20 protein-coding genes and 1 pseudogene are annotated in these 23076 nt (G+C 64.1%); 15 read left to right on the top strand and 6 right to left on the bottom strand.

Going from position 1 to position 23076, the window contains the following annotated elements; genetic code table 11:
• Position 1 precedes the first annotated feature (1 nt).
• Entirely contained in the window at positions 2-301 is a 300-nt protein-coding gene (locus C5P05_RS01530) for a DUF3567 domain-containing protein (RefSeq protein ID WP_114968135.1), read from the bottom strand.
• A gap of 100 nt (positions 302-401) precedes the next feature.
• Positions 402-1532 carry a DUF3108 domain-containing protein gene (locus C5P05_RS01525; protein ID WP_232834297.1) on the bottom strand — a complete coding sequence of 377 codons (1131 nt, stop codon included), beginning with the start codon at positions 1530-1532 and terminating at the stop codon, positions 402-404.
• An 85-nt stretch (positions 1533-1617) separates the two neighbouring features.
• Between C5P05_RS01525 and C5P05_RS01520 the strand changes: the two genes are divergently transcribed.
• Positions 1618-2664, top strand: a complete 1047-nt coding sequence (locus C5P05_RS01520) for a fumarylacetoacetate hydrolase family protein (protein ID WP_114968134.1) — start codon at positions 1618-1620, stop codon at positions 2662-2664.
• A 3-nt stretch (positions 2665-2667) separates the two neighbouring features.
• On the opposite strand, the gene C5P05_RS01515 is transcribed toward C5P05_RS01520, so the two are convergent.
• Positions 2668-3276 (bottom strand): MarC family protein, encoded by a 609-nt coding sequence (locus C5P05_RS01515; RefSeq protein WP_114968133.1) that lies wholly within the window; start codon positions 3274-3276, stop codon positions 2668-2670.
• Positions 3277-3382: 106 nt separating this feature from the next.
• Positions 3383-3748, bottom strand: coding sequence for a TraR/DksA family transcriptional regulator (locus tag C5P05_RS01510; RefSeq protein ID WP_114968132.1), 366 nt, complete (start codon positions 3746-3748; stop codon positions 3383-3385).
• Positions 3749-3935: 187 nt separating this feature from the next.
• Here C5P05_RS01510 and C5P05_RS01505 point away from each other — a divergent pair, with 187 nt between their 5' ends.
• From C5P05_RS01505 to trhA, 12 genes are all read left to right on the top strand, one after another.
• Positions 3936-4730, top strand: coding sequence for an enoyl-CoA hydratase/isomerase family protein (locus tag C5P05_RS01505; RefSeq protein ID WP_114968131.1), 795 nt, complete (start codon positions 3936-3938; stop codon positions 4728-4730).
• Positions 4731-4763: 33 nt separating this feature from the next.
• Positions 4764-6674 carry an SEC-C domain-containing protein gene (locus C5P05_RS01500; protein WP_157979174.1) on the top strand — a complete coding sequence of 637 codons (1911 nt, stop codon included), beginning with the start codon at positions 4764-4766 and terminating at the stop codon, positions 6672-6674.
• A gap of 17 nt (positions 6675-6691) precedes the next feature.
• Positions 6692-7054 carry a DUF2946 family protein gene (locus tag C5P05_RS01495; RefSeq protein ID WP_198674585.1) on the top strand — a complete coding sequence of 121 codons (363 nt, stop codon included), beginning with the start codon at positions 6692-6694 and terminating at the stop codon, positions 7052-7054.
• Between the two features lie 78 nt (positions 7055-7132).
• Entirely contained in the window at positions 7133-9277 is a 2145-nt protein-coding gene (locus tag C5P05_RS01490; RefSeq protein ID WP_114968129.1) for a TonB-dependent receptor, read from the top strand.
• Positions 9277-10512 carry a hypothetical protein gene (locus C5P05_RS01485; RefSeq protein WP_114968128.1) on the top strand — a complete coding sequence of 412 codons (1236 nt, stop codon included), beginning with the start codon at positions 9277-9279 and terminating at the stop codon, positions 10510-10512. The genes C5P05_RS01490 and C5P05_RS01485 overlap by 1 nt, the downstream gene beginning before the upstream one ends.
• The gene (locus tag C5P05_RS01480) at positions 10496-11032 is read left to right on the top strand and encodes a hypothetical protein (RefSeq protein ID WP_114968127.1); all 537 of its coding nucleotides are present in this window, start codon (positions 10496-10498) and stop codon (positions 11030-11032) included. The genes C5P05_RS01485 and C5P05_RS01480 overlap by 17 nt, the downstream gene beginning before the upstream one ends.
• Positions 11033-11073: 41 nt before the next feature.
• On the top strand, positions 11074-11580 hold the full coding sequence (locus C5P05_RS01475) for a copper chaperone PCu(A)C (RefSeq protein ID WP_114968126.1): 507 nt from the start codon (positions 11074-11076) through the stop codon (positions 11578-11580).
• A 53-nt stretch (positions 11581-11633) separates the two neighbouring features.
• Positions 11634-12095: a DUF2946 family protein gene (locus C5P05_RS01470; protein WP_114968125.1), complete on the top strand. Its 462-nt coding sequence runs from the start codon at positions 11634-11636 to the stop codon at positions 12093-12095.
• Positions 12096-12303: 208 nt separating this feature from the next.
• Complete coding sequence (locus tag C5P05_RS01465) at positions 12304-14628, top strand: TonB-dependent receptor (protein WP_114968168.1); 2325 nt, start codon at positions 12304-12306, stop codon at positions 14626-14628.
• A 283-nt stretch (positions 14629-14911) separates the two neighbouring features.
• Positions 14912-15604, top strand: a complete 693-nt coding sequence (locus C5P05_RS01460) for a PhaM family polyhydroxyalkanoate granule multifunctional regulatory protein (protein ID WP_114968124.1) — start codon at positions 14912-14914, stop codon at positions 15602-15604.
• A gap of 22 nt (positions 15605-15626) precedes the next feature.
• Complete coding sequence (locus C5P05_RS01455) at positions 15627-16907, top strand: FIST signal transduction protein (protein WP_114968123.1); 1281 nt, start codon at positions 15627-15629, stop codon at positions 16905-16907.
• A gap of 13 nt (positions 16908-16920) precedes the next feature.
• Positions 16921-17556 carry a PAQR family membrane homeostasis protein TrhA gene (gene trhA, locus C5P05_RS01450; protein WP_114968122.1) on the top strand — a complete coding sequence of 212 codons (636 nt, stop codon included), beginning with the start codon at positions 16921-16923 and terminating at the stop codon, positions 17554-17556.
• 1 nt (position 17557) lies between these two features.
• Here the strand turns inward: trhA and C5P05_RS01445 are convergent.
• Positions 17558-18528 (bottom strand): annotated as a pseudogene (locus C5P05_RS01445) (Bug family tripartite tricarboxylate transporter substrate binding protein).
• 185 nt (positions 18529-18713) lie between these two features.
• Between C5P05_RS01445 and C5P05_RS01440 the strand changes: the two are divergent.
• The gene (locus C5P05_RS01440) at positions 18714-19934 is read left to right on the top strand and encodes a 6-phosphofructokinase (RefSeq protein WP_114968121.1); all 1221 of its coding nucleotides are present in this window, start codon (positions 18714-18716) and stop codon (positions 19932-19934) included.
• An 87-nt stretch (positions 19935-20021) separates the two neighbouring features.
• Here the strand turns inward: C5P05_RS01440 and C5P05_RS01435 are convergent, their stop codons facing one another.
• Positions 20022-20753: a helix-turn-helix domain-containing protein gene (locus tag C5P05_RS01435; protein WP_114968120.1), complete on the bottom strand. Its 732-nt coding sequence runs from the start codon at positions 20751-20753 to the stop codon at positions 20022-20024.
• A gap of 206 nt (positions 20754-20959) precedes the next feature.
• On the opposite strand from C5P05_RS01435, the gene C5P05_RS01430 reads away from it, so the two are divergent.
• Positions 20960-22906: an MFS transporter gene (locus tag C5P05_RS01430; RefSeq protein WP_114968119.1), complete on the top strand. Its 1947-nt coding sequence runs from the start codon at positions 20960-20962 to the stop codon at positions 22904-22906.
• Positions 22907-23076: the final 170 nt, after the last annotated feature.

Genomic DNA, 23076 nt, shown 5'->3' with positions numbered 1-23076 from the left:
GTCAGTGAACGACGACCGGGTTTTGCGCCAGTTCGGCGTATTGCTCCAGCGTGTCTTCAACCTCTTCCTGGGTGGGGGTATTTTGCTGCCAGGCCGAGATGTGCTGTTGGAACAACTCAGCCCAGGAGCCGTCCAGATACACCTCTTTGTTGGCGCGCTTGTCCACAATCTCGAAGCCATGGCGCGCCAGTGTGGGCACCGTCCGCACCGGCTCGGCACCCACGCCATCTTCCCCGGGCGTCACTGCATTGGCCAGCATGTGCGTCACAGAGTAGGTGTCAGAGTCGTAAAGCGTGTGCATGGTTGAATTATCCCTTAATCGTCCTTGGGCTGCAGTTGGCAGCGCCCCCGCTGATTTCAAGGGTTGACTCCGTTGAGGGCTTGAAGTTCCGGGTCAGTGCTCAGGTCTGGGGCTCGGTTGCCAGCCATTTCTGGTCCACAAAATCGCCATTCGGCTCGGTGATGCGGATGCGCACGGGCAGATAACCCAGGGCAGGTGCCAGCCACAGCTCCACCTTCTGGTCGAATTCCTGGCGCGGGTTGCGCACCAGCTTCAGGGTGGCCTGTTGGCCGCCCGGCAAGCTGAGCGTTTCTTTTTCTCCAATGGTGAACAGCCAGGTGTCGGCATCGCGCGGGCCAATGGCCTGCAGGGCAATGGTGGTGGCGGGCGGGAAATGGTCCGGGTCACCGGCAATCATGGCGGCCAGCTGGATCAGAATGCTCAAACGGTCCTGGGCGCCCGCCAGCAGGGGGACATCCGGGGTGTTGGCGCTGAAGGTCACCTTGCCCTGCGCGCGGTTAAAGTGGGCGGCGACTTCGCTGCGGAACTTGTCGGAAAAACGCAGGGGCGCCAGACCTTCCGGGGTGAGCTGTCCGCGACTGGTTTGCACGCGGGCTTGCCCAAAGGCGCTGATCTCCAGCCGGGCGTCGTACTCTTCGCCGTTCTGTTTCCACAGCAGCTCGGCATTGGCGCTGAACGGGAACTTATTGGTTTCGACCTGGTATTTGAAACGGACCGAGCTCGGGAGCGTGACCGCGCTGACCGACATGAGGCGGTCGCGTGGCGGGCGTGGCGGCAAAGCTTCCTGCTCGGTGTCCGGCGGCGCTTCAACCTGCGCTTCGGCGGCCTCGACCTGCGCCGCAGCGATTTCAGAGGGGCTGGGGTCTGGCCGTTCTGCTTGCTCCAGGACGGGCGGCGCGGGGGCGGGCTCGCTGCTGCTGGCATGCAGCCCGAGGGGGGGCGGACTGGTGGTGCGAGCCGGGGCCGGCGCTTTGCGTTTGGGCCGGGCCGCTGGCGTGAGCGGCTGTTTTGCAGCGTTCTGTGCGACAGGGACGGGCGCCAGCGAACGCGTGATGAACGCGCTGGGGAGCCCGGTCTGACTCAGGCCCAGGTTCATCGGGGTGGCCTGGAGCAAGGCGAGGTGCGCCAGCAGCACGGCGGCCGTCAGGGCCAGCAGCACTTTGAGTGGTATCGTCCGCGATGGATTGGAGCGCCCGTCGAGGGGCACCATGCCGGCGGGCGTTTTTTTCATGTCAGCCAAAATTTCCAGCGTTTTGATTCATTAAACTGGCTTAACAATCCTTCGTGTCAACCTGTTTTTCCCCCAGCATTTCCCCATGAAACTCGCCACCTACAAAGACGGCTCGCGCGACGGCCAACTGGTCGTTGTCTCGCGCGATCTCAGCAAAGCGCATTATGCGACCGGCATTGCGAACACGCTGCAGCAGGTGCTGGACGACTGGAACTTCCACTCGCCCCAGTTGCAGGACCTTTATGACGCGCTGAACCGGGCCGGTGACGGCGGCTCCAGCACCAGCCGGGCGCGCCACGCCTTTCCGTTTGACCCCAAGCAGTGCATGGCACCCCTGCCGCGGGCCTACCAGTGGGCCGATGGCTCGGCCTACCTCAACCATGTGGAGCTGGTGCGCAAGGCACGTGGCGCGGAAGTGCCGGCCAGCTTTTATACCGACCCCCTGATGTACCAGGGCGGCAGCGATGACTTCTCCGGCCCCTGCGACGATGTGGTGTGCGCCAGCGAAGCCTTCGGCATGGACTTTGAGGCCGAACTCGCCGTCATCACCGGCGACGTGCGCATGGGTGCCACGCCGGAACAGGCGCTCGATGGCATTCGGCTGCTGATGCTGGCCAACGATGTGAGCCTGCGCAACCTGATTCCGGCGGAACTGGCCAAGGGCTTCGGCTTTGTGCAAAGCAAACCGGCGACCGCCTTCAGCCCGGTGGCCGTCACGCTGGACGAGCTGGGCTTCAATGGCGACAGCGCCTGGGACAAGGGCCGTGTGCACCTGACCCTGCAAAGCACCTGGAATGGCCGCAAGGTCGGCATGTGCGAGGCCGGCCCGGAGATGACGTTCCACTTCGGCCAGCTGATTGCCCACCTGTGCAAGACGCGCAATGTGCGCGCCGGCAGCATCGTCGGCTCGGGCACGGTCAGCAACAAGGACTGGAGCCATGGTTACAGCTGCATCGCGGAAAAACGCGCGATCGAGACGATTCAGGACGGCAAGCCCCTGACCGAATTCATGAAGTACGGCGACACCATCCGCATTGAGATGAAGGGGCCCGACGGCCAGAGCCTGTTTGGCGCGATCGAGCAGGAAATCGTGCCGCTGGAAGAAGCGGTCACCACACGCTCAGCGCGCTGACACTCAGGTGCCTGCGGCGAGCTGCTGGGCGAAGGTCTTGATGCCGCGCAGCATCATTTCAATCGACACGGCCACCAGCACCAGGCCCATCAGGCGCTCCAGCGCCACCACGAAGCGGTCGCCGGCCACGCGCTGGATGCGCTCGGCCAGCACCAGCACGACGGCGCTCACGGTCATGGTGACGCACAGGGCGGCAATCCACTCCATGCGCCGTTCCGGCGCCTGCGACACCAGCAGCAGCACGGTCGCCAGCGCCGAAGGTCCGGCCAGGCCCGGTATGGCCAGCGGCACGATCAGCGGTTCACCGCGCGTGTCCGGGCCTTCGATCCCGGGCGGCGGTGGAAAAATCATGCGCAGCGCGATCAGGAACAGAATCACGCCGCCGCCAATCTGCAGCGACAGCTCGCTCAAGTTCATCACGCGCAGAAAGCCGTCGCCGACAAACATGAAGGTCAGCAGCAGCACAAAGGCAATCAGCACCTCGCGCAAGATCACCCAGGGGCGGCGCTGCGGCGCCACATGCTTGAGCGCGTTGGCGAAGATCGGAATATTGCCGATCGGATCGGTGATCAGAATCAGCAGGATGGTGGCGGAGACAAAGGTGTAATTCACGGCGCGGTGTTTTTAAGGCGCGTACACCGCATCCACCGAGGCGAAACCCTTGGGGACCTTGAAAGCGAGGTGAAAGAGGCTGCGCATTCCGTCAGGATAGCAGGCCTTAAGCCGCCTGGTTCTCGGCTTTCTCCTGGCAGGCGATGCAGCGCGGTGCTTCGGGTGCCGCGTGCAAGCGGGCCGCCGGAATTTCCACGCCGCAGGCTATGCATTGGCCGTAGGTGCCGGCCTCAATGCGGGCCAGGGCGGCGTCTATCAGTCGGAGTTCGGCGGTTTCACGCTCATCCATCGCAAATTCCAGATCGCGTGCGCTGTTCACCTGGGCGGTCGAGTCTTCCGGGTGCCCGAAGTGCTCGGCCGAGGCCTCGGCACGACCGACGCTGCCGCCGCGCAGGTTCTTGAGTTGCTCCAGCAGACTGGTGCGTTGGGCGAGCAGCTGTATTTTGAAAGGGGCGGTGAGTGGGGTGGTCATGAGAGATGCCTCTTTGTATAAATGAAGCTTCATCATGCGCCGTCGCCCAGGGCGCGTCTTTGACGGAAGTCAAGTTTTGTAAGTGTCTGCAGCGTTTGAGGCCGATGCCGGAAATGCAGGGAAAATCAGCCCACCCCCACGCGCAGCCAACCTGCCGCATGCGCCCAAACACCATTGAGAGCCGACCATGGACTACACCCGTTACCAGACCCTGAACATCAGCCGCCGCGGCGTCAACGACGCGGTGCTTGACATCCAGATGCGCGCCTTGAACGGCAAGCTGCCAACCTCGGGCCACGAAGGCCACTGGGAGCTGAGCCAGATCTGGCGCGATGTCGGCGCCGACGACTCGGTGCGCTGCGCCGTGCTGCGCGGCGAGGGCCTGGGCTTTTCCGGTGGCGGCGACCTGGCGCTGGTGCAGGACATGGCCAGCGACTTCGAGGTGCGCGCCCGGGTCTGGAAGGAAGCGCGTGACCTGGTCTACAACCTCATCAACTGCGACAAGCCGATCGTCAGCGCCATGCACGGCCCGGCGGTGGGTGCCGGCCTGGTGGCCGGTCTGCTGGCGGATATCTCGATTGCCACCAAAACCGCCAGGATTGTCGATGGCCACACCCGCCTGGGCGTGGCCGCCGGTGACCATGCGGCCATCGTCTGGCCGCTGTTATGCAGCATGGCCAAGGCCAAGTATTACCTGCTGCTGTGCGAGCCCATCAGCGGCGAAGAAGCCGAACGCATTGGCCTGGTGTCGCTCGCCGTCGATGAGGCGGAGCTGCTGCCCAAAGCCTATGAGATCGCGGACCGGCTCGCGAGCGGCAGCCAGACCGCCATCCGCTGGACCAAGTACGCGCTCAACAACTGGTTGCGCCAGGCCGGCCCGACCTTCGACACCTCGCTGGCGCTGGAATTCATGGGCTTTGGCGGGCCGGATGTGCACGAAGGCGTGGCGTCCCTGCGGGAGAAACGGGCGCCCAGGTTCTGAGTAAAAATGACATATACAGCAGGAGGCGACAGCATGAATCCATCAGATGAATGGGACGACGAGGACGAAGCGGACGGCGAGCAGGACCCGATAAGGGAGGACGAGTGGAGTAATTTCCTGTCGATTTGCGGTGGCCTGGTTTACCGGGGCACGACGGCAGAAAAATTCCTGGATTGGGCCGCGACCGGTGGCCACTACGTATTGCCGAGCATGGCGGCGGCGGTGGACAACCCGGCCGATGTGCCAAAAATGTTGCGCTCGCTGGCGGTGCAGGTGTGGAACCAGTTTCCGATTCCGGCTCACCACTGGCAACCGCAGCCCGTGAAGCGCCCCGGCCGCAACGAGCCGTGTTGGTGTGGCAGCGGGAAGAAGTTCAAGCACTGCTGCGAGTCCCTGGCGAGCCACCCGTTTCCCCCGCTCAACATGCTGCGTTTCGTGCTTGACGCCTGCCCGGCGACCCGGCTCGCCGAGGTCGCCAAAAATGGCCACCCCGCACTCGATGCCGTGGCCGATACCGCGCACCAGTGGTGTGAGGAAGGGCAGTCCAAACGGGCCGTGGCCTTGCTGGAGCCTTTTTTTGCCGCGCCCCAGCCGCTGGGCGCCAAGCTGGAGCTTTTGTTTGATGAACTGATGACGGCGCTGATGGACGAGGGCCGCCACAAGCGCCGCGAACACTGGATTACCGAGGTGCTGGCGCGCGGCGACAACGCCATGAAGTCCACCGCCTTGCAGCGCCGCGCCTCGATGCGCAGTGACCAGGGGCGCTACGCCGAGGCCTGGGCCGATTTTGCCCAGGCGCAGCGTATCAACCCGAACGACCCCGCGCTCTCCATGCTGGAGGTGACGATGCTGCTGGCGGAGAAACAAATGGAGCGGGCCGCCGAACGGGCCGGCTGGTGGGCCCAGCATTTAAGCAAGCTGCGCGACCCGGCCTATGCCGACCTCGTGGCTCATCTGCAGGCCTTCGCGCGCGAACCGACCGACGCCATGTTCGGCATGGCACGCAACCTGGTGCCCGGCGTGGACCGCCTGGCCGACTTGCTCAGGCAGGCGCCGCCGCCCAGCCCGATGCATACGCTGCACATCCACAGCGACGAGCCCGACCCCGCCGAGGCAGGCCTGGCGCCGATGGCACAGGTCGAAGCTGTGGCTGCCCTGCAGGCGCTGGAGGCGCAGTGGTGTGCCGTGTTTGAGCAGGCCAAACCCTCGCTGGTGATGGTCCAGAACGACACGCCCGAAGTCTGGGACGAGGCCGATGCCTGGCTCGACCTGTTGCAGCGCGAACCGGCGCTGTGGAACAGTTTTGAGGTGCTGGACGATCTCGTGATGGCGGCCGACGCGCTGCACATCACCGGCGTGGTGGAGCGCCTGCTGGTGCCGCTGGCCGAACGCGCGGCCGAGCTGCTGCGCCTGTTGCTGGAAGCGCAGCCCACACCGGTGCGCGTGCCGTGGGTGATGATGGAAAACCGCCCGGTGTTGCGCCCGATTGCGCACCTGGCCTATGTCTGCAAGGCGGCGGATAAATGGGATCGCTTCATGGAGCTGGCGCGCTGGCTGGTGCTCGAACTCAACCCCGGTGACAACCATGGCTTGCGCTGGGACCTGTCGTACGCCGTGATGCGCCACGGCCGCGACCAGGACGCGCTGGCGCTGGACCGGTTTTGTCCGGATGACGGTTCACCCACGCTGGACCTCAATCGGGCGCTGGCCCACTACCGGCTCGGCGAGCTGGCGCAGGCCCAGGCGGCATGGCGCCAGGCCAGGCTGGACCACCCCAAGGTGGCGGCGATGCTGCTCAAGCCCAATCCCAAGCCGGTCAAGCCGGACAAGTGGGGTGTCGCTGTCGGTGGCGCCTTCGAAGCCTGGCTGTACGTCGAGCCGCACCGGCCGCTGTGGGAGCAAGCCGGTGCGCTGGCCTGGGCCGCTTCGGTGCCGAAAAAGTAGCACTTACAATTCGGCCCATGCAGACCTTGCGCAACGCTCACCTCATCGCCCGCTTCGTGCTGGTGTGGTTTGCCTTGTCGCTCGGGGTGGCGATTGCCTCGCCCCTCATCAAACCGCAGGCCATGGAGGTCATCTGCACCGGCACGGCGGGCGTGATGAAGCTGCTGATCCAGACCGATGACGGCCCTCAGGATGTTGCCGGTTACACCATGGATTGCCCGCTGTGCGCCACCATCAGCGCACCGCCACCGCCGGTCGTGCGTCTTCGCGCCGAGCCCGCGCAAGCGCTGGCCTACGTGCTGCAAAGCATCCCGGCCGCCCACATTGCGGCCCTCACCGCCGCACCCCTGCCGGCGCGCGGCCCGCCTGCTTTCTCCTGAACTATTGAATTCATAGCGCCTTACGCCCACTCCATAAGGGCTGGAGGCTGATTTGATTGATATTTTCGGAGATTTTCCATGCGGAAAAATCGTGTAGCCCTGGCGTTGACCCTGGCGTTTCCCGTTTCTTTTTTCATCGTTTTCCCGGCCGCTGCCCAAACGCAGCCAGCCGTAACCGAGCCCTCCGCCCTGAACGTGGTCACCATCACGGGCAGCCGGGAGAAGACACTATTGTTGCAAACACCCGCCTCCGTCGGCGTCATCAGCGCGCAGGACATCCAGCGCACCGGCCCCATGCACCCGCAGCAGATTCTCGGGCAGGTGCCCGGCGTGGCGATTGCCGTCACCAATGGCGAGGGCCACAGCACGGCGATCCGCCAGCCCTTCACCACCAGCCCGCTGTATCTGTACCTGGAAGACGGCATCCCGATCCGGGCCACCGGCTTCTTCAACCACAACGCCTTGTACGAGGTCAATCTGGCGCAGGCCGGGGGCATCGAGGTGGTCAAGGGCCCGGGCTCGGCGCTGTACGGCTCGGACGCCATTGGCGGCACGGTCAATATTCTGACCAAGCTGCCTTCGTCCAAGCCGGGTCTGTCGGTGTCCGGCGAGGCTGGCAGCTTTGGCTGGCGGCGTCTGTTGGTGGATGGCACGACGGCGACCGGTGCGGACGGTGCCGTACGCGCCGCCGTCAACCTGACCCACACCGATGGCTGGCGCGACCAAACCGCCTATGACCGGCAAAGCGCCAGCTTTCGCCACGACCAGGCGCTGGCCGATGGCGCGGTGCTCAAGACCATTCTGGGTTACACCAAAATCGACCAGCAGACCGGCGCCAACACCGCGCTCAGCTACAACGACTACCTCAACAACCCGACCAAAAACAACCTGTCGATTGCCTACCGCAAAGTCGATGCGCTGCGCTTGTCGACCCAGTACGAGCGTGAGCTCGGGGCCGCGCTGCTGACCATCACGCCCTATGTGCGCCGCAATGCAATGGACCTCAACGGCTCCTACAACCTGAGCTCGGACCCGCGCATCGAGAAGGCGGATGTCACGTCCATCGGCGTGATGACGAAATGGCGGCAGGATTTCAGCGGCGCGCTGAAAGCCCGCCTGATCGTGGGGCTGGATCTGGAGCGCAGCCCGGGCTCGCGCACCGAGGACAGCCTGAGCCTCACGTCCACCGGTGCCGGCGCCGACCGCTTTTATACCGGCTACACGGTGGGCAACCGGATCTATGACTACGACGTCACTTTTAAGAGCGCCTCGGCCTACGCGCAGGGCGAGCTCTCGCCCCTGCCGGCCCTGCGGGTGAGCGCCGGGCTGCGTTTTGACAGCCTCGGCTACGACATGACAAACAACATCGCGGCCAGCACCACGCGGGCCGGAACGACGGCGCGCTATTACGGTCAAACCGCGTCGGCCTCGGTGGACTATTCACACCTGAGCCCCAAGCTCGCTGCGACCTTTGCCCTGAGCCCGGCCAGCAGCGTGTACACCTCGTACAACCACGGTTTCCGGGCGCCGTCCGAAGGCCAGTTGTTCCGAGCCGGCAGCGGCACGCTAACGGACGCCGCCACCAGGGCCCAGCTGGCGCTGGCGCTCAAGCCGGTCAAGGCCAACCAGTTTGAAGTGGGCTGGCGCGGTGCCGTGGCGGGCTGGTCGTATGACCTGGCCGTGTACCAGCTGGTCAAGAAAGATGATCTGGTGAGCCAGCGTGATCTCGCCACCAATGTCAGCACCAGCGTCAATGCCGGCAAGACCGAGCACCAGGGCATTGAGCTGGCGCTGGGAAAAGCGCTTAATCCGCAGTGGCGGCTGGACACGGCCCTGTCCTACGCCAGGCACCGCTACGTGGACTGGGTCACAGCCAGCGCCAATTTTTCGGGCAATGAAATGGAAACAGCCCCACGCGTCATGAGCAACACCCGCATCAGCTGGACGCCGCGCGCCGGCACGCTGGCGCAGCTGGAGTGGGTGCGTCTGGGCGACTACTGGCTGGAAGCCAGTAACTCGGCTGCGTATGGCAAGTACCCGGGACACGATGTGTTCAATCTGCGCTTCAGTCAGTCGGTGGGCCAGGGCGTCAACGTGTTTGCCCGGCTCATGAACCTGACCGATCGGCGCTACGCCGACAGTGCCTCGGTGTCCTCCAGCACGCCGGTGTTCTCGCCAGCCATGCCACGGGCACTCTACGCGGGCCTCGAGGCGACATGGTGATGTTTTTAAATCTGACGCGCGGGCGGCCAGAGATGGGCTGGCGCAAACAGGCCCTGGTTCTCGTGGCCTTGCTGCTGGCTGCGGCCGGCGCCTGGGCGCACGGGCACGCTTCGCCGCGCGCCCAGTTGGCCAGTGGCGTCGCCTTTGCCCCCGACGGCCGTTTGTGGCTGGCTGGCCTCAATGCGCAGGGCCAGCTGTTTGTGCAAACCGCCCCGGCCAACGAGCCGAGCCGCTGGGGCGCGCCGCGCGTCATCGCCACGGGCGGCGACACGGTGTCCGCCGATGGCGAGAACCGTCCCAAGCTGGCCTTCGGACCGCAGGGCTGGGTGGTCATCAGTTACACCCAGCCGCTGGCCAAGCCCTACACCGGCATGATCCGCATGCTGCGCTCCACGGATGGGGGCCAGACCTTCTCGGCGCCGTTCACGGTGCATGCCGACCGGCAGGAAATCACCCACCGTTTCGAGTCCGTGGCCTTTGATGCCCGGGGCGTGTTGCACACCGTCTGGATCGACAAGCGCGACATGGAGCGCGCCCCCAAAGTCGGCAAAAAGCCCAGCTACACGGGCGCGGCGATCTACCGCAACGAGTCGCGCGACGGCGGCGCCACCTTTGGCCCCGACCTCAAGCTGGCGGACCACTCCTGCGAGTGCTGCCGCATTGCCCTGGCCACCGGACAGGACGGCGGGATGCGCGCGATGTGGCGCCATGTGTTCGAGCCCAATGTGCGTGACCATGGCTTTGCGGCCTTGACGACTCCGGCGAACCCAAGCCCTACCCCGGTGGTGCGCGCCACCTTTGACGACTGGCGCATCGACGCCTGCCCGCACCACGGGCCGGGCCTGGCCCTGGCGGCCGACGGTGGTTTTCATGCCGTCTGGTTTGGCATCCGCAAGCAGGGCGGCGAGGACGGGGCGGCCGTGCGTTATGCGCGGCTGCAGGCGGACGGCAGCCCGCGGCTCGACACCGTGCGGGCGCTGCCCGACGAGGGTGCCGAACATGCGGATGTGCTGGCCTCGGCCGATCGTGTGGCGGTGGTCTGGCGCAGTGTGGACGGGGCGCAAAGCACGCTCAAGGCCTGGCTGTCCACCGACAGCGGCCAATCGTTCCGCCTGGTGACGCTCGCCAGCGTGAAGGGGGACAACGACCAGCCGCGCCTGGCCCAACAGGGCCAGCGCATGGTCGCCGTGTGGCGCAACAGCAAAGAGGTACAAGTCCATGAAATCCGTTTTTGAACCCGATGCACACCATGTTGCTCGCCCGCAGGCGGGGCGTCGCGCCATGCTGCTGGCGGCTGCCGCAGCCTGGCTTTATATGCCAAATCGGGCTCTAGCCCTCGCCAATAAAGCGCAAGCAGCTATTAAAAGCGTAGTACCTTTTGATGCCTCCACCTGGGCGCGCCTGTTGCGCCAGGGCACGCGGCCAGCGGCCTATGTGTTCACCACCACCTACTGCCCGACCTGCCCGGACGCGTTTGACCAGTTGCATGCCGCCGTTGTGGCCGCGCGCCAGACCGTGGAACTGGCGGCCGTGGTGATGGATGTGCAGGGTGAGCGCGCCCTGATGCATGCGCACCATTACCAGGGTGCGACCCGGATTTATGCCTTCGACGGCTTCGAGCCGGAGATCCGCCAGACGGTAGACCCCAAATGGCGCAATGTCACGCCCTATGTGGTGCTGATCGGGCGCAAAGGCGCCGTGCAGCGCACCATCGGCCCGCCCGATGCCGCCATGCTCAAGGCCTGGCTGGCCTGATTTGATTCACGCGATTCACGCTATTAACCCAAGGAAAACCCATGAAACTGAAAGCACTAACCCTGATCGCTGCACTGGCCTGCGGCAGCCTGTACGCCCAAACCGTGGAGGTCAAGGACGCCTGGGTCCGCACCACGGTGCAGGGCCAGAAGGCCACCGGCGCCTTCATGAAAATCACCGCCAGGGACGGCGCCAAGCTGGTCGCCGTCACCTCGCCCATCGCCGGTGTGGCGGAAGTCCACGAGATGAAGATGGAAGGCAACGTCATGAAAATGCGTGCCGTCCAGGGCGGCCTGGACCTGCCCGCCGGCAAGACGGTGGAACTCAAGTCGGGCGGCTACCACGTCATGCTGATGGACCTGAAGACGCCGCTGGCCAAAGACAGCACCGTACCGCTGACGCTGGTGTTCAAGGACGCCAAGGGCGTGGAGAGCCAAGTGGCGCTGACCGTGCCGGTGGTGATGGTGGCCCCGGGCGCAAAACCCACTGATATGCCGGCCATGGACCACGGCAAGATGCCGATGAACCACGGCATGCAAAAGCCCTGAGCCAGCACGCCTGAGTTTTGCCACCTTCGTCCCCACCGCACCGCGTAGAGTCGATGCCACTGATGCTGCACTTTGCCCTGCTGCGCCGCCCTTTGGCGGTGTGGCTGGCGCTGCTGATCGTGGTGTTTGGCGCGCTGGCGCCCACCTTGTCGCACGCCCTGGTGCTGGCGCGGGGCGGCACGTCGGCATGGACTGAGCTGTGCACCAGCACCGGCACCCGCTGGGTGTTACTAGGGTCGACGGCGTCCAAAACCGCGCCCCAGATTGCTGAAACCAGTGCCAGCACAAACGCTGTTTCGACCGCTTCCCCTGACGGGCAGGAAGCTGTTCTGTCTCTTGACCATTGCCCGTTTTGCCTGCTCTTCACAGACCGTGCCGCGCCTGCGCCAAGCGCTTTGCTTCACCTCTTCGCCGTCCTTGGCGAACCCGAGGCGCCCACGATCCGGCAGGCTTTTTTCTTCTCCACTCACTTTGCGCTCACGCCGCCGTCGCGCGGGCCGCCCGCTGCCTCTTGAGCTATTGAATTAATAGCGCCTTACGCATATCCAATGCGGGCTAGAGGCTTGTTTGACTAGATATCAGGAGTTCTCGTGAACAGAGCGCTCAAGTCAGTGACCGTCGTCACTGGCGCGACGCGCGCCTGCCCGAGCCTCAACTGTCCGCGTGAACCCATCCTCCGCTGCGCTCGCGCAGCCATCAACTTAACAGATCATGGTTTCCAAAATGTCTTATCCAACCCTGCGGACACTTCCTTGCGCGCTGATGCTGGCTTTGCCCGCGCTCTCGCTGCTGTGTGCCAACGCGCATGCCGCTGACGACAAAGTCACTTCGCTGCCGGTGGTTACCGTCAGTGAGTCCAAACCCGACAAGCAGCCGGCGGGCGGCACGGTGCTGGACAAGGCCAGCCTGGCGCCGAAGCTGCCAGCCACCAGCGACAGCGCCAGCCTGCTCTCGGATGTACCCGGCCTGAGCTTGTACGGCGCCGGTGGCGTGTCCAGCCTGCCGTCGATTCACGGTCTGGCCGATGACCGCCTGCGCATCAAGGTCGATGGCATGGACCTGATTGCCTCCTGCCCCAACCACATGAACCCGGCACTGTCTTACATCGATCCGAGCAACGTCGGCGTGCTCACGGTGTATGCGGGCATCTCGCCGGTCAGCAGCGGTGGCGACAGCATTGGCGGCACCATCATCGCCGAGTCTCGCCCGCCCGAATTCGCCGCGCCTGGCCAGGCGGCCATCACCAAGGGCGAGGTCGGCACCTTTTACCGCAGCAACAACAAGGCCAGCGGCGCCAACCTGTCGGCCAGCTACGCCACCGACAAATTCAACATCAGCTACAGCGGCGCCAGCAGCCAGGCCGACAACTACAGCGCCGGTGGCGATTTCAAAAACTATGACTTCACGGGCCGGGTGGGACACACCCTGGGGCGCGATGAAGTGGGCTCCACGGCGTATGAAACGCGCAACCAGACGCTGGGGCTCGCTTTCAGGAACGACGACCACCTGTTTGAGGCCAAATTCAGCCAGCAGGCCATGCCTTTCCAGCTCTACCCGAACCAGCGCATGGACATGTTGAAAAATGACCAGAACAGCGTGAACCTGCGCTACCTGGGCCAGTTCAACTGGGGCTCGCTGGAGGCACGCGCCTACCACGAGGACGTGGACCACTTCATGGACTTTGGCGCTGACAAACGCTACTGGTATGGTGGCTCCACGACTGCCGAGGTCGTGACCGGTTCAGGCGGCTCCACCGCCGTCAACGGCGTGCCTTGCTCGCCAATCGGTTCGACCTGTGCGGCGGGCATGCCGATGTACACCGAAGGCAAAACCACGGGCGTGAGCGTCAAAGCCGAGCTGGCCTTGAACCCGCAAGACCTGTTGCGCGTGGGTGGCGAAGTCCAACAGTACCGCATCAACGACTGGTGGACACCGTCGGGCGGCGGCATGTCGCCCGGCACCTTCTGGAACATCAAGGACGGCGAACGTGACCGCAGCGCCCTGTATGCCGAATGGGAGGCGCGCAAGAGCACGCAATGGATGACCCTGCTGGGGGCTCGCGTGGAGCAGGTCAAGATGAATGCGGGCAACGTCGTTGGCTATAACCCTGCAGGCATGGGGAACCAGGCGCGTGATGCCAACGCCTTCAACGCCCTGAGTCACAGCAGCACCGACAACAACCTGGACCTGACCGCACTGGCGCGCTACACCGCCAGCCCCAACTACGACATCGAGTTCGGCTACGCCCACAAGGTGCGCTCGCCCAATGTGTATGAGCGGTTTACCTGGTCCAGCTGGCAGATGGCGGCGCTGATGAACAACTTTGTCGGTGACGGCAACGGCTACATCGGCAACCTCAAGCTCAAGCCCGAGAAAGCCAACACCCTGTCGGCCACCTTCGACTGGCATGGCGCCGACAGCAGCTGGGGCTTCAAGGCCACGCCTTACTACACGCAGGTAGATGGCTACATTGACGCCGTGCAGTGGAACGCCACCACCAACGCGCCCGCCACGACGCTGGTCGTCGATAAATTCAGCGTTCTCAAGTATGTCAACCAGTCGGCGCGGCTCTACGGCATTGACCTGTCCGGGCACCTGCCGCTGGCCAGCAGTGCCTGGGGTGACTTCGGGCTCAAGGGCTTGCTGAATTACACCCATGGCACCAATCAGGACACGGGGCAGCGTCTGTACAACATCATGCCGCTCAACGCCAAAGTCGCGCTCACCCACAAGGTGGACGGCTGGGACAACAGCGCCGAGCTGGTGATGGTGCAAGCCAAAACCGATGTCTCGACCATGCGCAACGAAATCAAGACCCCAGGCTACGCCCTGACCAACTTGCGCGGTAGTTATTCGTGGAAGACGGTGCGTCTGGACTTCGGGATCGAGAACCTGTTTGACAAGCTCTACTACCTGCCCACCGGCGGCGCTTATGTCGGGCAAGGCACCACCATGAGCAACCCGGCGCTGCCCAACTACCCGCAATGGGGTACGGCCGTGCCCGGCATGGGCCGCTCGATCTACGTCGGTGTGAACGTGAAGTTCTGATTTTTTAGTCTTGTCCATGACACCTCAACGGCAGCTGGCCCCGTCCCACCGCGTCTTCGTGGCGTGGCTGGTTTTGCTATTGAATTCGTAGTACATCCCGCATGTCTGATAAGGGCTGGTGGCTTGTTTGATGGTATTTATCGGGTGCATGGCGACGTCTGACGGCGCGTGCGCTCGTTTGTGCTGATTCCCAGGCGGCCTTTGCGTGCTCTGTCATCGCCATCGGTCCCGCATTGCGGTAAGCTGTCAAAAGTACAATTTTGACAACCTCTTTGGAGACACCATGAGTGATACACAAGACACCGGTTTCGGCAAATTCGTTCCCGGTTTTGACTTTCTCCAGAACCTGGCCAAGGGGGCGTCCGAGACCATTCCGCAAATGCCCAACCTGGCCAACTGGATCACGCCTTCGCTCAACGTCGAGGAGCTGGAAAAACGCATTTCCGAGCTCAAGACGGTGCACTTCTGGCTGGAGCAAAATTCCAAGGCGCTGGGCGCCACCGTGCAGGCGCTGGAGGTGCAAAAAATGACCCTGGCCACGCTCAAGGGCATGAACTTCAATATCGGCGATGTGGCGAATGCCTTTAAGCTCAAGGCGGCCGACACGGTGGCGTCCAGCGTGCAGAAGGTCACTGAAAAAGCCGCCACGACGGCCAAAACCCTTTCCGAGCTGGCGGCCGAGGCCGAGGAAGTCGCCCAGAAAGTGAGCAACGTCGCCAAGCCCGCGGCCTCGGCGGCGGCCGGGATCATTGACCCGATGCAGTTGTGGGGCTCGCTGACCCAGCAGTTTCAGCAAATCGCCGCCAGCGCCATGAAAGACGTGGGCAAAACCACCGCCATGGATATGGGCAAGAACATGGCGGCCGGATTTGCCAAGGAAGCCGTCAAAGCTACTAAAAAAGTAGCGGCAGGCGCAAGTAAACCCAGGGCTGCAGCCAAGAAAGTCGTCAAAAAGGCGCCTGTCCGCAACGGCTGAGTCGGCACTAACGAGGACTGTGATGAAACTGTTTCCCTACGGCCACGCCACGCACCCGCAGTGGCGCATGGCGGCCGGCTTGGTGTTGGCGCAAGTGCGCGCCCAGATGGCGCTGCACGGTTATGCCAGCAGCCCGACGCTGGCCCTGCTCTATATCACCGACCACTACGCCACGCAGGCCCAGGACATCCTGGAGCACCTGAGCGCCGAACTGCCGGAAATCACCGATTGGTCGGGCACGGTGGGCATCGGCATCGCCTCCAACAACGTGGAGTATTTTGACGAGCCGGCATTGGCGCTCATGCTGTGCGAGCTGCCCAGCGACCAGTACCGGGTGTTCTCCGGCGTGGCCCCCCTGGGGCTGGGCTTTCAGGCGCATACCGCGCTGGTGCATGCCGATGCCGACACGTCGGACCTGGCGGAGCTCATCGAGGAGATGGCGGCCCGCACGGCCTCGGGCTATCTGTTTGGCGGTTTGTCCTCCAGCCGCTCGGCCACGGTGCAGTTTGCCGTCGGCGGCAACGGCAATATCAGCGGGCACGGCGCGGCCAGCGGTGTGTTCAGCGGCGGTCTGAGCGGCGTGGCCTTTGGCGAAAGGGTGAGCCTGGTGTCGCGCGTGACCCAGGGTTGCCTGCCCCTGGCCCGGGAGCATCAGATCACGGCGGCCGAGAACAATGTGGTGACCGGGCTGGACGGCGAGCCGGCGCTGGACGTGATGTTGCGCGAGCTCAAGGTGTCGCTGGACCAGCCCGAACAGGCGCTGATGGCGGTGCGCGCTACGCTGGTCGGCCTGATGCAGCCGACGGGGAGCGCGGGCCCCGGCGGCGACGGCGTGGCGGTGAGCCGCACCGGCAATTTTGGCAGCGACGTGATCGTGCGCCACATCATCGGTCTGGACCCGGCGCGGCGCGGCGTGGCCGTGTCGGCCGGGTTGCAGGAGGGCATGCAGCTGGCGTTTTGCCAGCGCAATGCGCAGGCCGCCAAGGCCGATTTGATCCGCGTCTGCGCCGAGATCCGGGAAGAGCTGGAGCCGGAAGAATTGCCGGTCGAGGCCGCCATGGCCTTGGCGGCGTCCGAGGCGGAGTCGGCCCCGCACCCGGCGCGCGGCATTGCCGGCGCGATTTACGTGAGTTGTTCGGGGCGCGGCGGACCGCACTTCGGCGGCCCCAGTGCCGAGCTGCAAATCGTGCGCCGGGCCTTGGGCGACGTGCCGCTGGTGGGCTTTTTTGCCGGTGGCGAGATCGCGCGGCACCACCTCTACGGTTACACCGGGGTGCTGACGGTGTTCACCAGCGCGCAGTAGGCCTGATCGCCCCATGAGCGCACGTCCGCAAAGCCTGGGCGAGGAAATCGCCAACAGCGTGAGCCACGGGGTCGCGCTGCTGGCGGCCATCGCTGCCGTGCCTTTCCTGATCGCTTCGGCGCGTCGCCTGAGCGCCACCAGCTTCGTCGGGGCCGTCGTTTTTGCAGTCACCATGGTCTTGCTGTACCTGGCCTCGACGCTTTACCACGCCTTGCCGGCGGGGCGCGCCAAGCGCGTTTTCCTGAAGCTCGATCACGGCGCCATCTACCTGTTCATTGCCGGCAGTTACACCCCGTTCGCGCTGGGGGCGCTCGGTGGCCCCTGGGGCTGGACGCTGTTTGGCCTGGTCTGGTCGCTGGCCGCTATTGGCATCACGCTCAAGGCCTTTGACCGCCTGTCGCATCCCTGGTTGTCGACCGGCCTGTACCTGGTGATGGGCTGGCTGGTTCTCATCGCGGCTGTGCCGCTGGTCGAGAAAGTGCCCTTGCCCGGCCTGATCTGGCTGGTGGCCGGGGGGCTCGCCTACACCACGGGTGTGGTGTTCTTCGTGCTGGACTCCCGGGTGCGCTACGCCCATGCGGTCTGGCATGGCTTCGTGGTGGCCGGCACCGGCTGTCACTTCTTCGCCGTGCTGGGTTACGCGGCTTGAGTTAGTCCAGCTTGATGCCGGTGGCGCGGATGATCTCGCCCCAGCGTTTGGACTCGGCACGGGCAAAGGCATGAAATTCCTCGGGCGTGCCGGGCAGCGGCTCCATGCTGAAATCGGCCATGCGCTTGGCCACCGCCGGGTTGTTCAGTGCTTTATTGAGCTCCGTATTCAATCGTGCTGTGATGGCGGCAGGCAGCTTGGCGGGGGCCAGGATGCCCTGGAAGGCAAACACTTCGGCATTCGGCACGCCCGCTTCCGCCAGCGTGGGCACATCGGGCAATTGCCGTGCGCGCCTGGCGGTGCCGATGGCCAGCGCACGCACCTTGCCGCTCTGGATGACGGACAGCCCGGCCGCCAGATCGAGGAACATGCAGGGCACCTGTCCCGCCATCACGTCCTGCATCGCCGGGGCCGCGCCGCGGTAGGGAATGTGGGTGATGAAGCTGCCGGTGCGCGCCTTGAACATTTCCATGGCCAGATGATGCGGCGAGCCATTGCCGGGGGAGGCGTAATTAACCGCGCCGGGATGCGTCTTCACATAGGTCACGAAGTCTTTCAGGGTCTGGGCCTGAAATGAGGATGCACCACCAGTGCGAGCGGAAAGCGGCTGATGCCGCCCACGTAGGTGAAGTCTTTGTCGGGGTTGAACGGCAGCTTGCTGAACAGGTGCTCGTTAAAGGCCAGCACGGCGTTATCGGCCGACATGAGGGTGTAGCCGTCGGGCTTGGCGGTGGCAACGATTTGCGCGCCGATGTTGGTGGCGGCACCGGGCCGGTTGTCCACCACAATTTGTTGCCCCATGGCCGCGCGCAGGGTTTCGGCCAGGGTGCGCGCCAACACGTCCGTGCCGCCACCGGCGGGGTAGGGCACGATCCAGCGGATGGCTTGCTCCGGGTAAGCCTGCGCATGGGCCAGGGAAGTAGCGCTGCTCACACCGGCGGCCAAACTGGCCAGAAAGGTTCTGCGTTCCATGGGGTCTCCTTTTGTTGTAGTTGCCGTTTTTGATGGTAAGCGCAAACCGTGCGTTAACAATTGTCAACAAAGCAAGTGCGCGCAAAGTGATGGGCGCCACGCGGCAGGGGCACAATCTGAGCACCGCAAGTGACGCTGCTGACAGTGCTTGCTTGACCCCCCTCATCGAACCCAGGAGAAGTGCCATGGCATCCGGAAAAATACTTGTCGCCCAGGGCGGCGGCCCCACTGCCGTGATCAACCAGTCGCTCGTCGGCGTGGCGCTGGAGGCGCGGCGTTTCACGCAGGTGGAGCACATCTACGGCGCGCGCCACGGCGTGCGCGGCATCGTCGACGAAGACTTCGTCGACCTCACGCAGGAGACCAGCCACAACCTGGAGCTGGTGGCGCACACGCCCTCCAGCGCCCTCGGTTCGACGCGCGACAAGCCCGACATGCGCTACTGCCAGGAAATTTTCAAGGTGCTGCAGGCGCACGAGATCGAGCACTTTTTCTATATCGGCGGCAATGACTCCAGCGACACCGTGCGCATTGTGAGTCTGGAGGCGCAAAAAGCCGGCTATCCGCTGCGCTGCATCCACATCCCGAAAACCATTGACAACGACCTGGTGGGCAACGACCATACGCCGGGTTTTCCGTCGGCGGCGCGCTTTGTGGCGCAGGCCTTTGCCGGCGCCAACCTGGACAACGCGGCCCTGCCGGGGGTCTATGTCGGTGTGGTGATGGGGCGCCACGCCGGCTTTTTGACGGCGGCGTCCGCCCTGGGCAAGAAGTTTCCCGACGACGGTCCGCACCTGATCTACCTGCCGGAGCGCGTCTTTGTGCTGGAGCAATTCCTGGCCGACGTGAAGGCCACGTACGAGCGTTACGGCCGCTGCGTGATCGCCGTGTCGGAAGGCATCCACGATGCGTCAGGCGCACCGATTGCCACCTTGCTCGCCAAAGAACTGGAACACGACGACCACGGCAACGTACAGCTCTCGGGCAATGGTGCGCTGGCCGATCTGCTGTGCGAAGAAATCAAGGCCAAACTCGGCATCAAGCGCGTGCGCGGCGACACTTTTGGCTACCTGCAACGCTCCTTCATCGGCTGCGTGTCCGACGTGGACCAGCGCGAGGCGCGCGAGGTCGGCGAGAAGGCTGTGCAGTTTGCCATGTGGGGCGCCACCAACGGTTCGGTCGCCATCAAGCGCACCGGCTTTTATTCGGTGGACTACGAGCTGCTGCCGCTCGACGCCGTGGCCGGCAAGACGCGCGTGATGGAGGACGAATTCATCAGCGCCAACGGCACCGACGTGACGGATGCCTTCCGCATGTACCTGCGTCCGCTGCTGGGCTCCGGCATGCCCGATGCCTTCCGCCTGCGTCACAACCCGGTGGCCAAGGTACTTCACAGGTCTAAATGAGCTGTAGCCCGCATCCGCTGTGCGCGGGTAGCTATTAATTTGGTAGTTTCTACGCGGCCTGTTGAAAAAGGCCTGACGGGCCTTCGGTCAGCGGCGCAGCTTGGCGAACGCGGCAAATTCCCAGCTGCGCATGCCCAGCAACAGGGTGTAACCCTCGCGTTCCTTGTCCGCTAGTTTCTGGTCGGCCAAGTGCTGCTGCGCAAAGTCTTGCGCCACCCGCTGCAGGCGCTCGATGAAAGACGGTGCCAGGCTGCGGCTGATCGAGCCGTGCACCAGCAGCAGGCCTTCGCCGGCGCCATCAAAGCCGCCTGAGAAGTAATCCAGCACGGCGTTCTCGCGAAAGTAGCTCATGACCGGGCCGTGCGGGCGCCAGCGAAACGCCTTGGCCAGTTTGAGGCGGTAGCGATTCAGCGGGCGCAGCTCAATGATGCCGATGCGGTCCAGCTGCGCCAGGTACTGGATGCCCTGCGCCTCGCTGAGCCGGTAGCTGCTCACGATCTGCTCCAGCGTCCAGTGGCTCAGCACGCAAATGGCCACCAGCAGCAGTTTCTTGTCGGCCACCACGGCGCGTTCCTGCTCCTGCGTCATCTGCGCCAGCAGCGGCTGGTTATCGGCCACGCGGCGCGCCAGATCGGCAAAATCCAGCTTCAGGGCGCGGCAGATGGCGTCGATGCGCGACAACGGCATGTCCCCCTTGGCCAGCATGCGCTTGACGCTGGACTCGGCCAGCCCCAAGGCCAGGGCCAGGTCGGCATAGGTCATTTGCGCGGCTTTGAGTTCCTTCTTGAGGGCGATGACGAGGTCGGCGGTGGTGCTCATGGGTATTGATTGTCGATACTTTTCGTACTAAAACTTCGGCTTGTATCGAATTTAAGGTGCCTCCTGTCAAGGCGCACGCACACTGAGGCCATCGCCTGGGCGCGGTCATCGACGTCATGCACAATCACGGCCAAATCAAGCTGCACCGGGCGGCCAAGGCGTGGGCTTGAGTCCGCGCAGCCACAACCCTCAAGAAGGAACCTATTGTGAATTCCGAATCCCAGGTTATTGCCGTCGCACCTGCCGTGCCAGACCACGCGCACCCCAACCAGTTCGCCCTGCTGAGGCAGCGCCGCTTCGCGCCCTTCTTCTGGACGCAGTTCTCGGGTGCCGCCAACGACAACGTGTTCAAGTTCGCCTTCACGGTGATGGTGACCTACCAGCTCAGCGTCGGCTGGCTACCGCCGGCCATGGCCGGGCTGGTGATTGGCGCACTGTTCATCCTGCCGTTTCTGCTGTTTTCCGCGACCTCGGGCCAGCTCACCGACAAGTTCGAGAAGACGGCCATGATCCGTTTCGTCAAGAACCTCGAAGTGGTCATCATGCTGCTGGCCGCCTGGGGCTTCCTGGCCGCCAGCGTGCCGGTGCTGCTGGGCTGCACCTTCTTGATGGGCTTGCACTCCACGCTGTTCGGCCCGGTCAAGTTTGCCTACCTGCCGCAAGTGCTGTCCGAGCGCGAACTGACCGGTGGCAACGGCATGGTGGAGATGGGCACCTTCGTGGCCATTCTGCTGGGCAATATCGCCGGCGGCCTGCTGGTCGCCATGCCCGAGATCGGCCACCGCAACGTGGCCATCGCCTGCGTGCTGCTGGCGGTGCTGGGGCGGGTGGTGGCGGGCTATATTCCCAAGGCGCCGGCCACTGACCCGGGCCTGAAAATCAACTGGAACCCGGTCAGCGAAACCTGGCGCAACCTCAAGTTGGCGCATGGCAATTTGGTGGTGTTTCGCTCGCTCTTGGGTATCAGTTGGATGTGGTTTTTTGGCGCCGTGTTTCTGAGCCAGTTCCCCAGCCTGGCCAAGGAGGTGCTGCATGGCAACGAGCAGGTGGCGTCCGCGCTGCTGGTGGTGTTTTCCATCGGCATTGGCACGGGCTCCCTTCTGTGCGAGGTGCTGAGCCGCCGCCATGTGGAGATCGGTCTGGTGCCGCTGGGCGCCATCGGCATGAGCGTGTTCGCGGTGGACCTGTACTTTGCGTCCAGTGGCCTGCCGCCCGCCGACATCATGGGTCTGAGCGCCTTCCTGGCGCAGAGCGCCCACTGGCGCGTGATGGCCGACCTGCTGCTCTTGAGCCTGTTTGCCGGCCTGTACAGCGTGCCCATGTATGCCTTGATCCAGCTGCGCAGCCCGCCCACGCACCGCGCCCGCATCATCGCCGCCAACAACATCCTGAACGCGCTGTTCATGATCGCCAGCTCTTTGATCGCTGGTGTGTTGCTCAAGAGCGGCTTCACCATTCCGCAGATTTTCCTGTTCACGGGCCTGGCCAATGCCGTGGTGGCGCTCTACATCTTTTTGCTGATGCCCGAGTACTTGCTGCGTTTTGTGGCTTGGGTGCTGTCGCATTTTGTCTATCGCTTCAAGGTGAGTGGCGATGACAACATCCCGACCCAGGGCGCGGCGATTCTGGTCTGCAACCATGTGAGTTTTGTTGACGCCATCCTGCTGATGGCCGCCAGCCCGCGACCGATCTACTTCATCATGGACCACCGCATTTTCCAGGTGCCGGTGCTGGGCTGGCTGTTCAAGCTGGCCAAGGCGATTCCGATTGCGCCGCGCGCTGAAAACCCGGTCGCCTACGAAGCCGCGTTTGACGCCGCCGCCAAGGTGCTGAAAGACGGCGACCTGCTCGCGATCTTCCCCGAAGGCGGCATCACGAAAGATGGCAGCTTGCAGGAGTTCAAGGGCGGCATTATGAAGATTTTGGAACGCACCAGTCAGCAGGGCCTGAGCGTGCCGGTGGTGCCGATGGCGCTGACCAATTTGTGGGGCTCGTTCTTCAGCCGCGTGGAAAAAGGCGGCGCCATGGTGCGCCCGTTCCGGCGCGGCGTGTTCAGCCGGGTTGGCTTGAATGTGGGGGCGGCGATGGCGGCGGGTGCGGTGCAGCCGGAGGTGTTGCGGGAGCGGGTGGCGGGTTTGATGCGGGTGGGGTGAGGGGAGATTTGTCGCACGAACTGGTCGGGTGGAAGGTCAGTTAAAGTTAAGGTTTGTAGGATGCCCGCCCGTGCAGGCGTTCAACATTGCTTTGCCTACTGACGCGGGTGGGCGTCGTATAAACCTCGATGGAGGAAACCGCGGCTGTGACCAATCTTGGCAGACCCAGC

Origin of the sequence: Rhodoferax ferrireducens (genome assembly GCF_003347515.1) — a bacterium.
Lineage (GTDB): Bacteria > Pseudomonadota > Gammaproteobacteria > Burkholderiales > Burkholderiaceae_C > Rhodoferax.
Note: the sequence above shows the minus strand (reverse complement) of the source record. Positions and strands in the feature narration are given on the sequence as shown.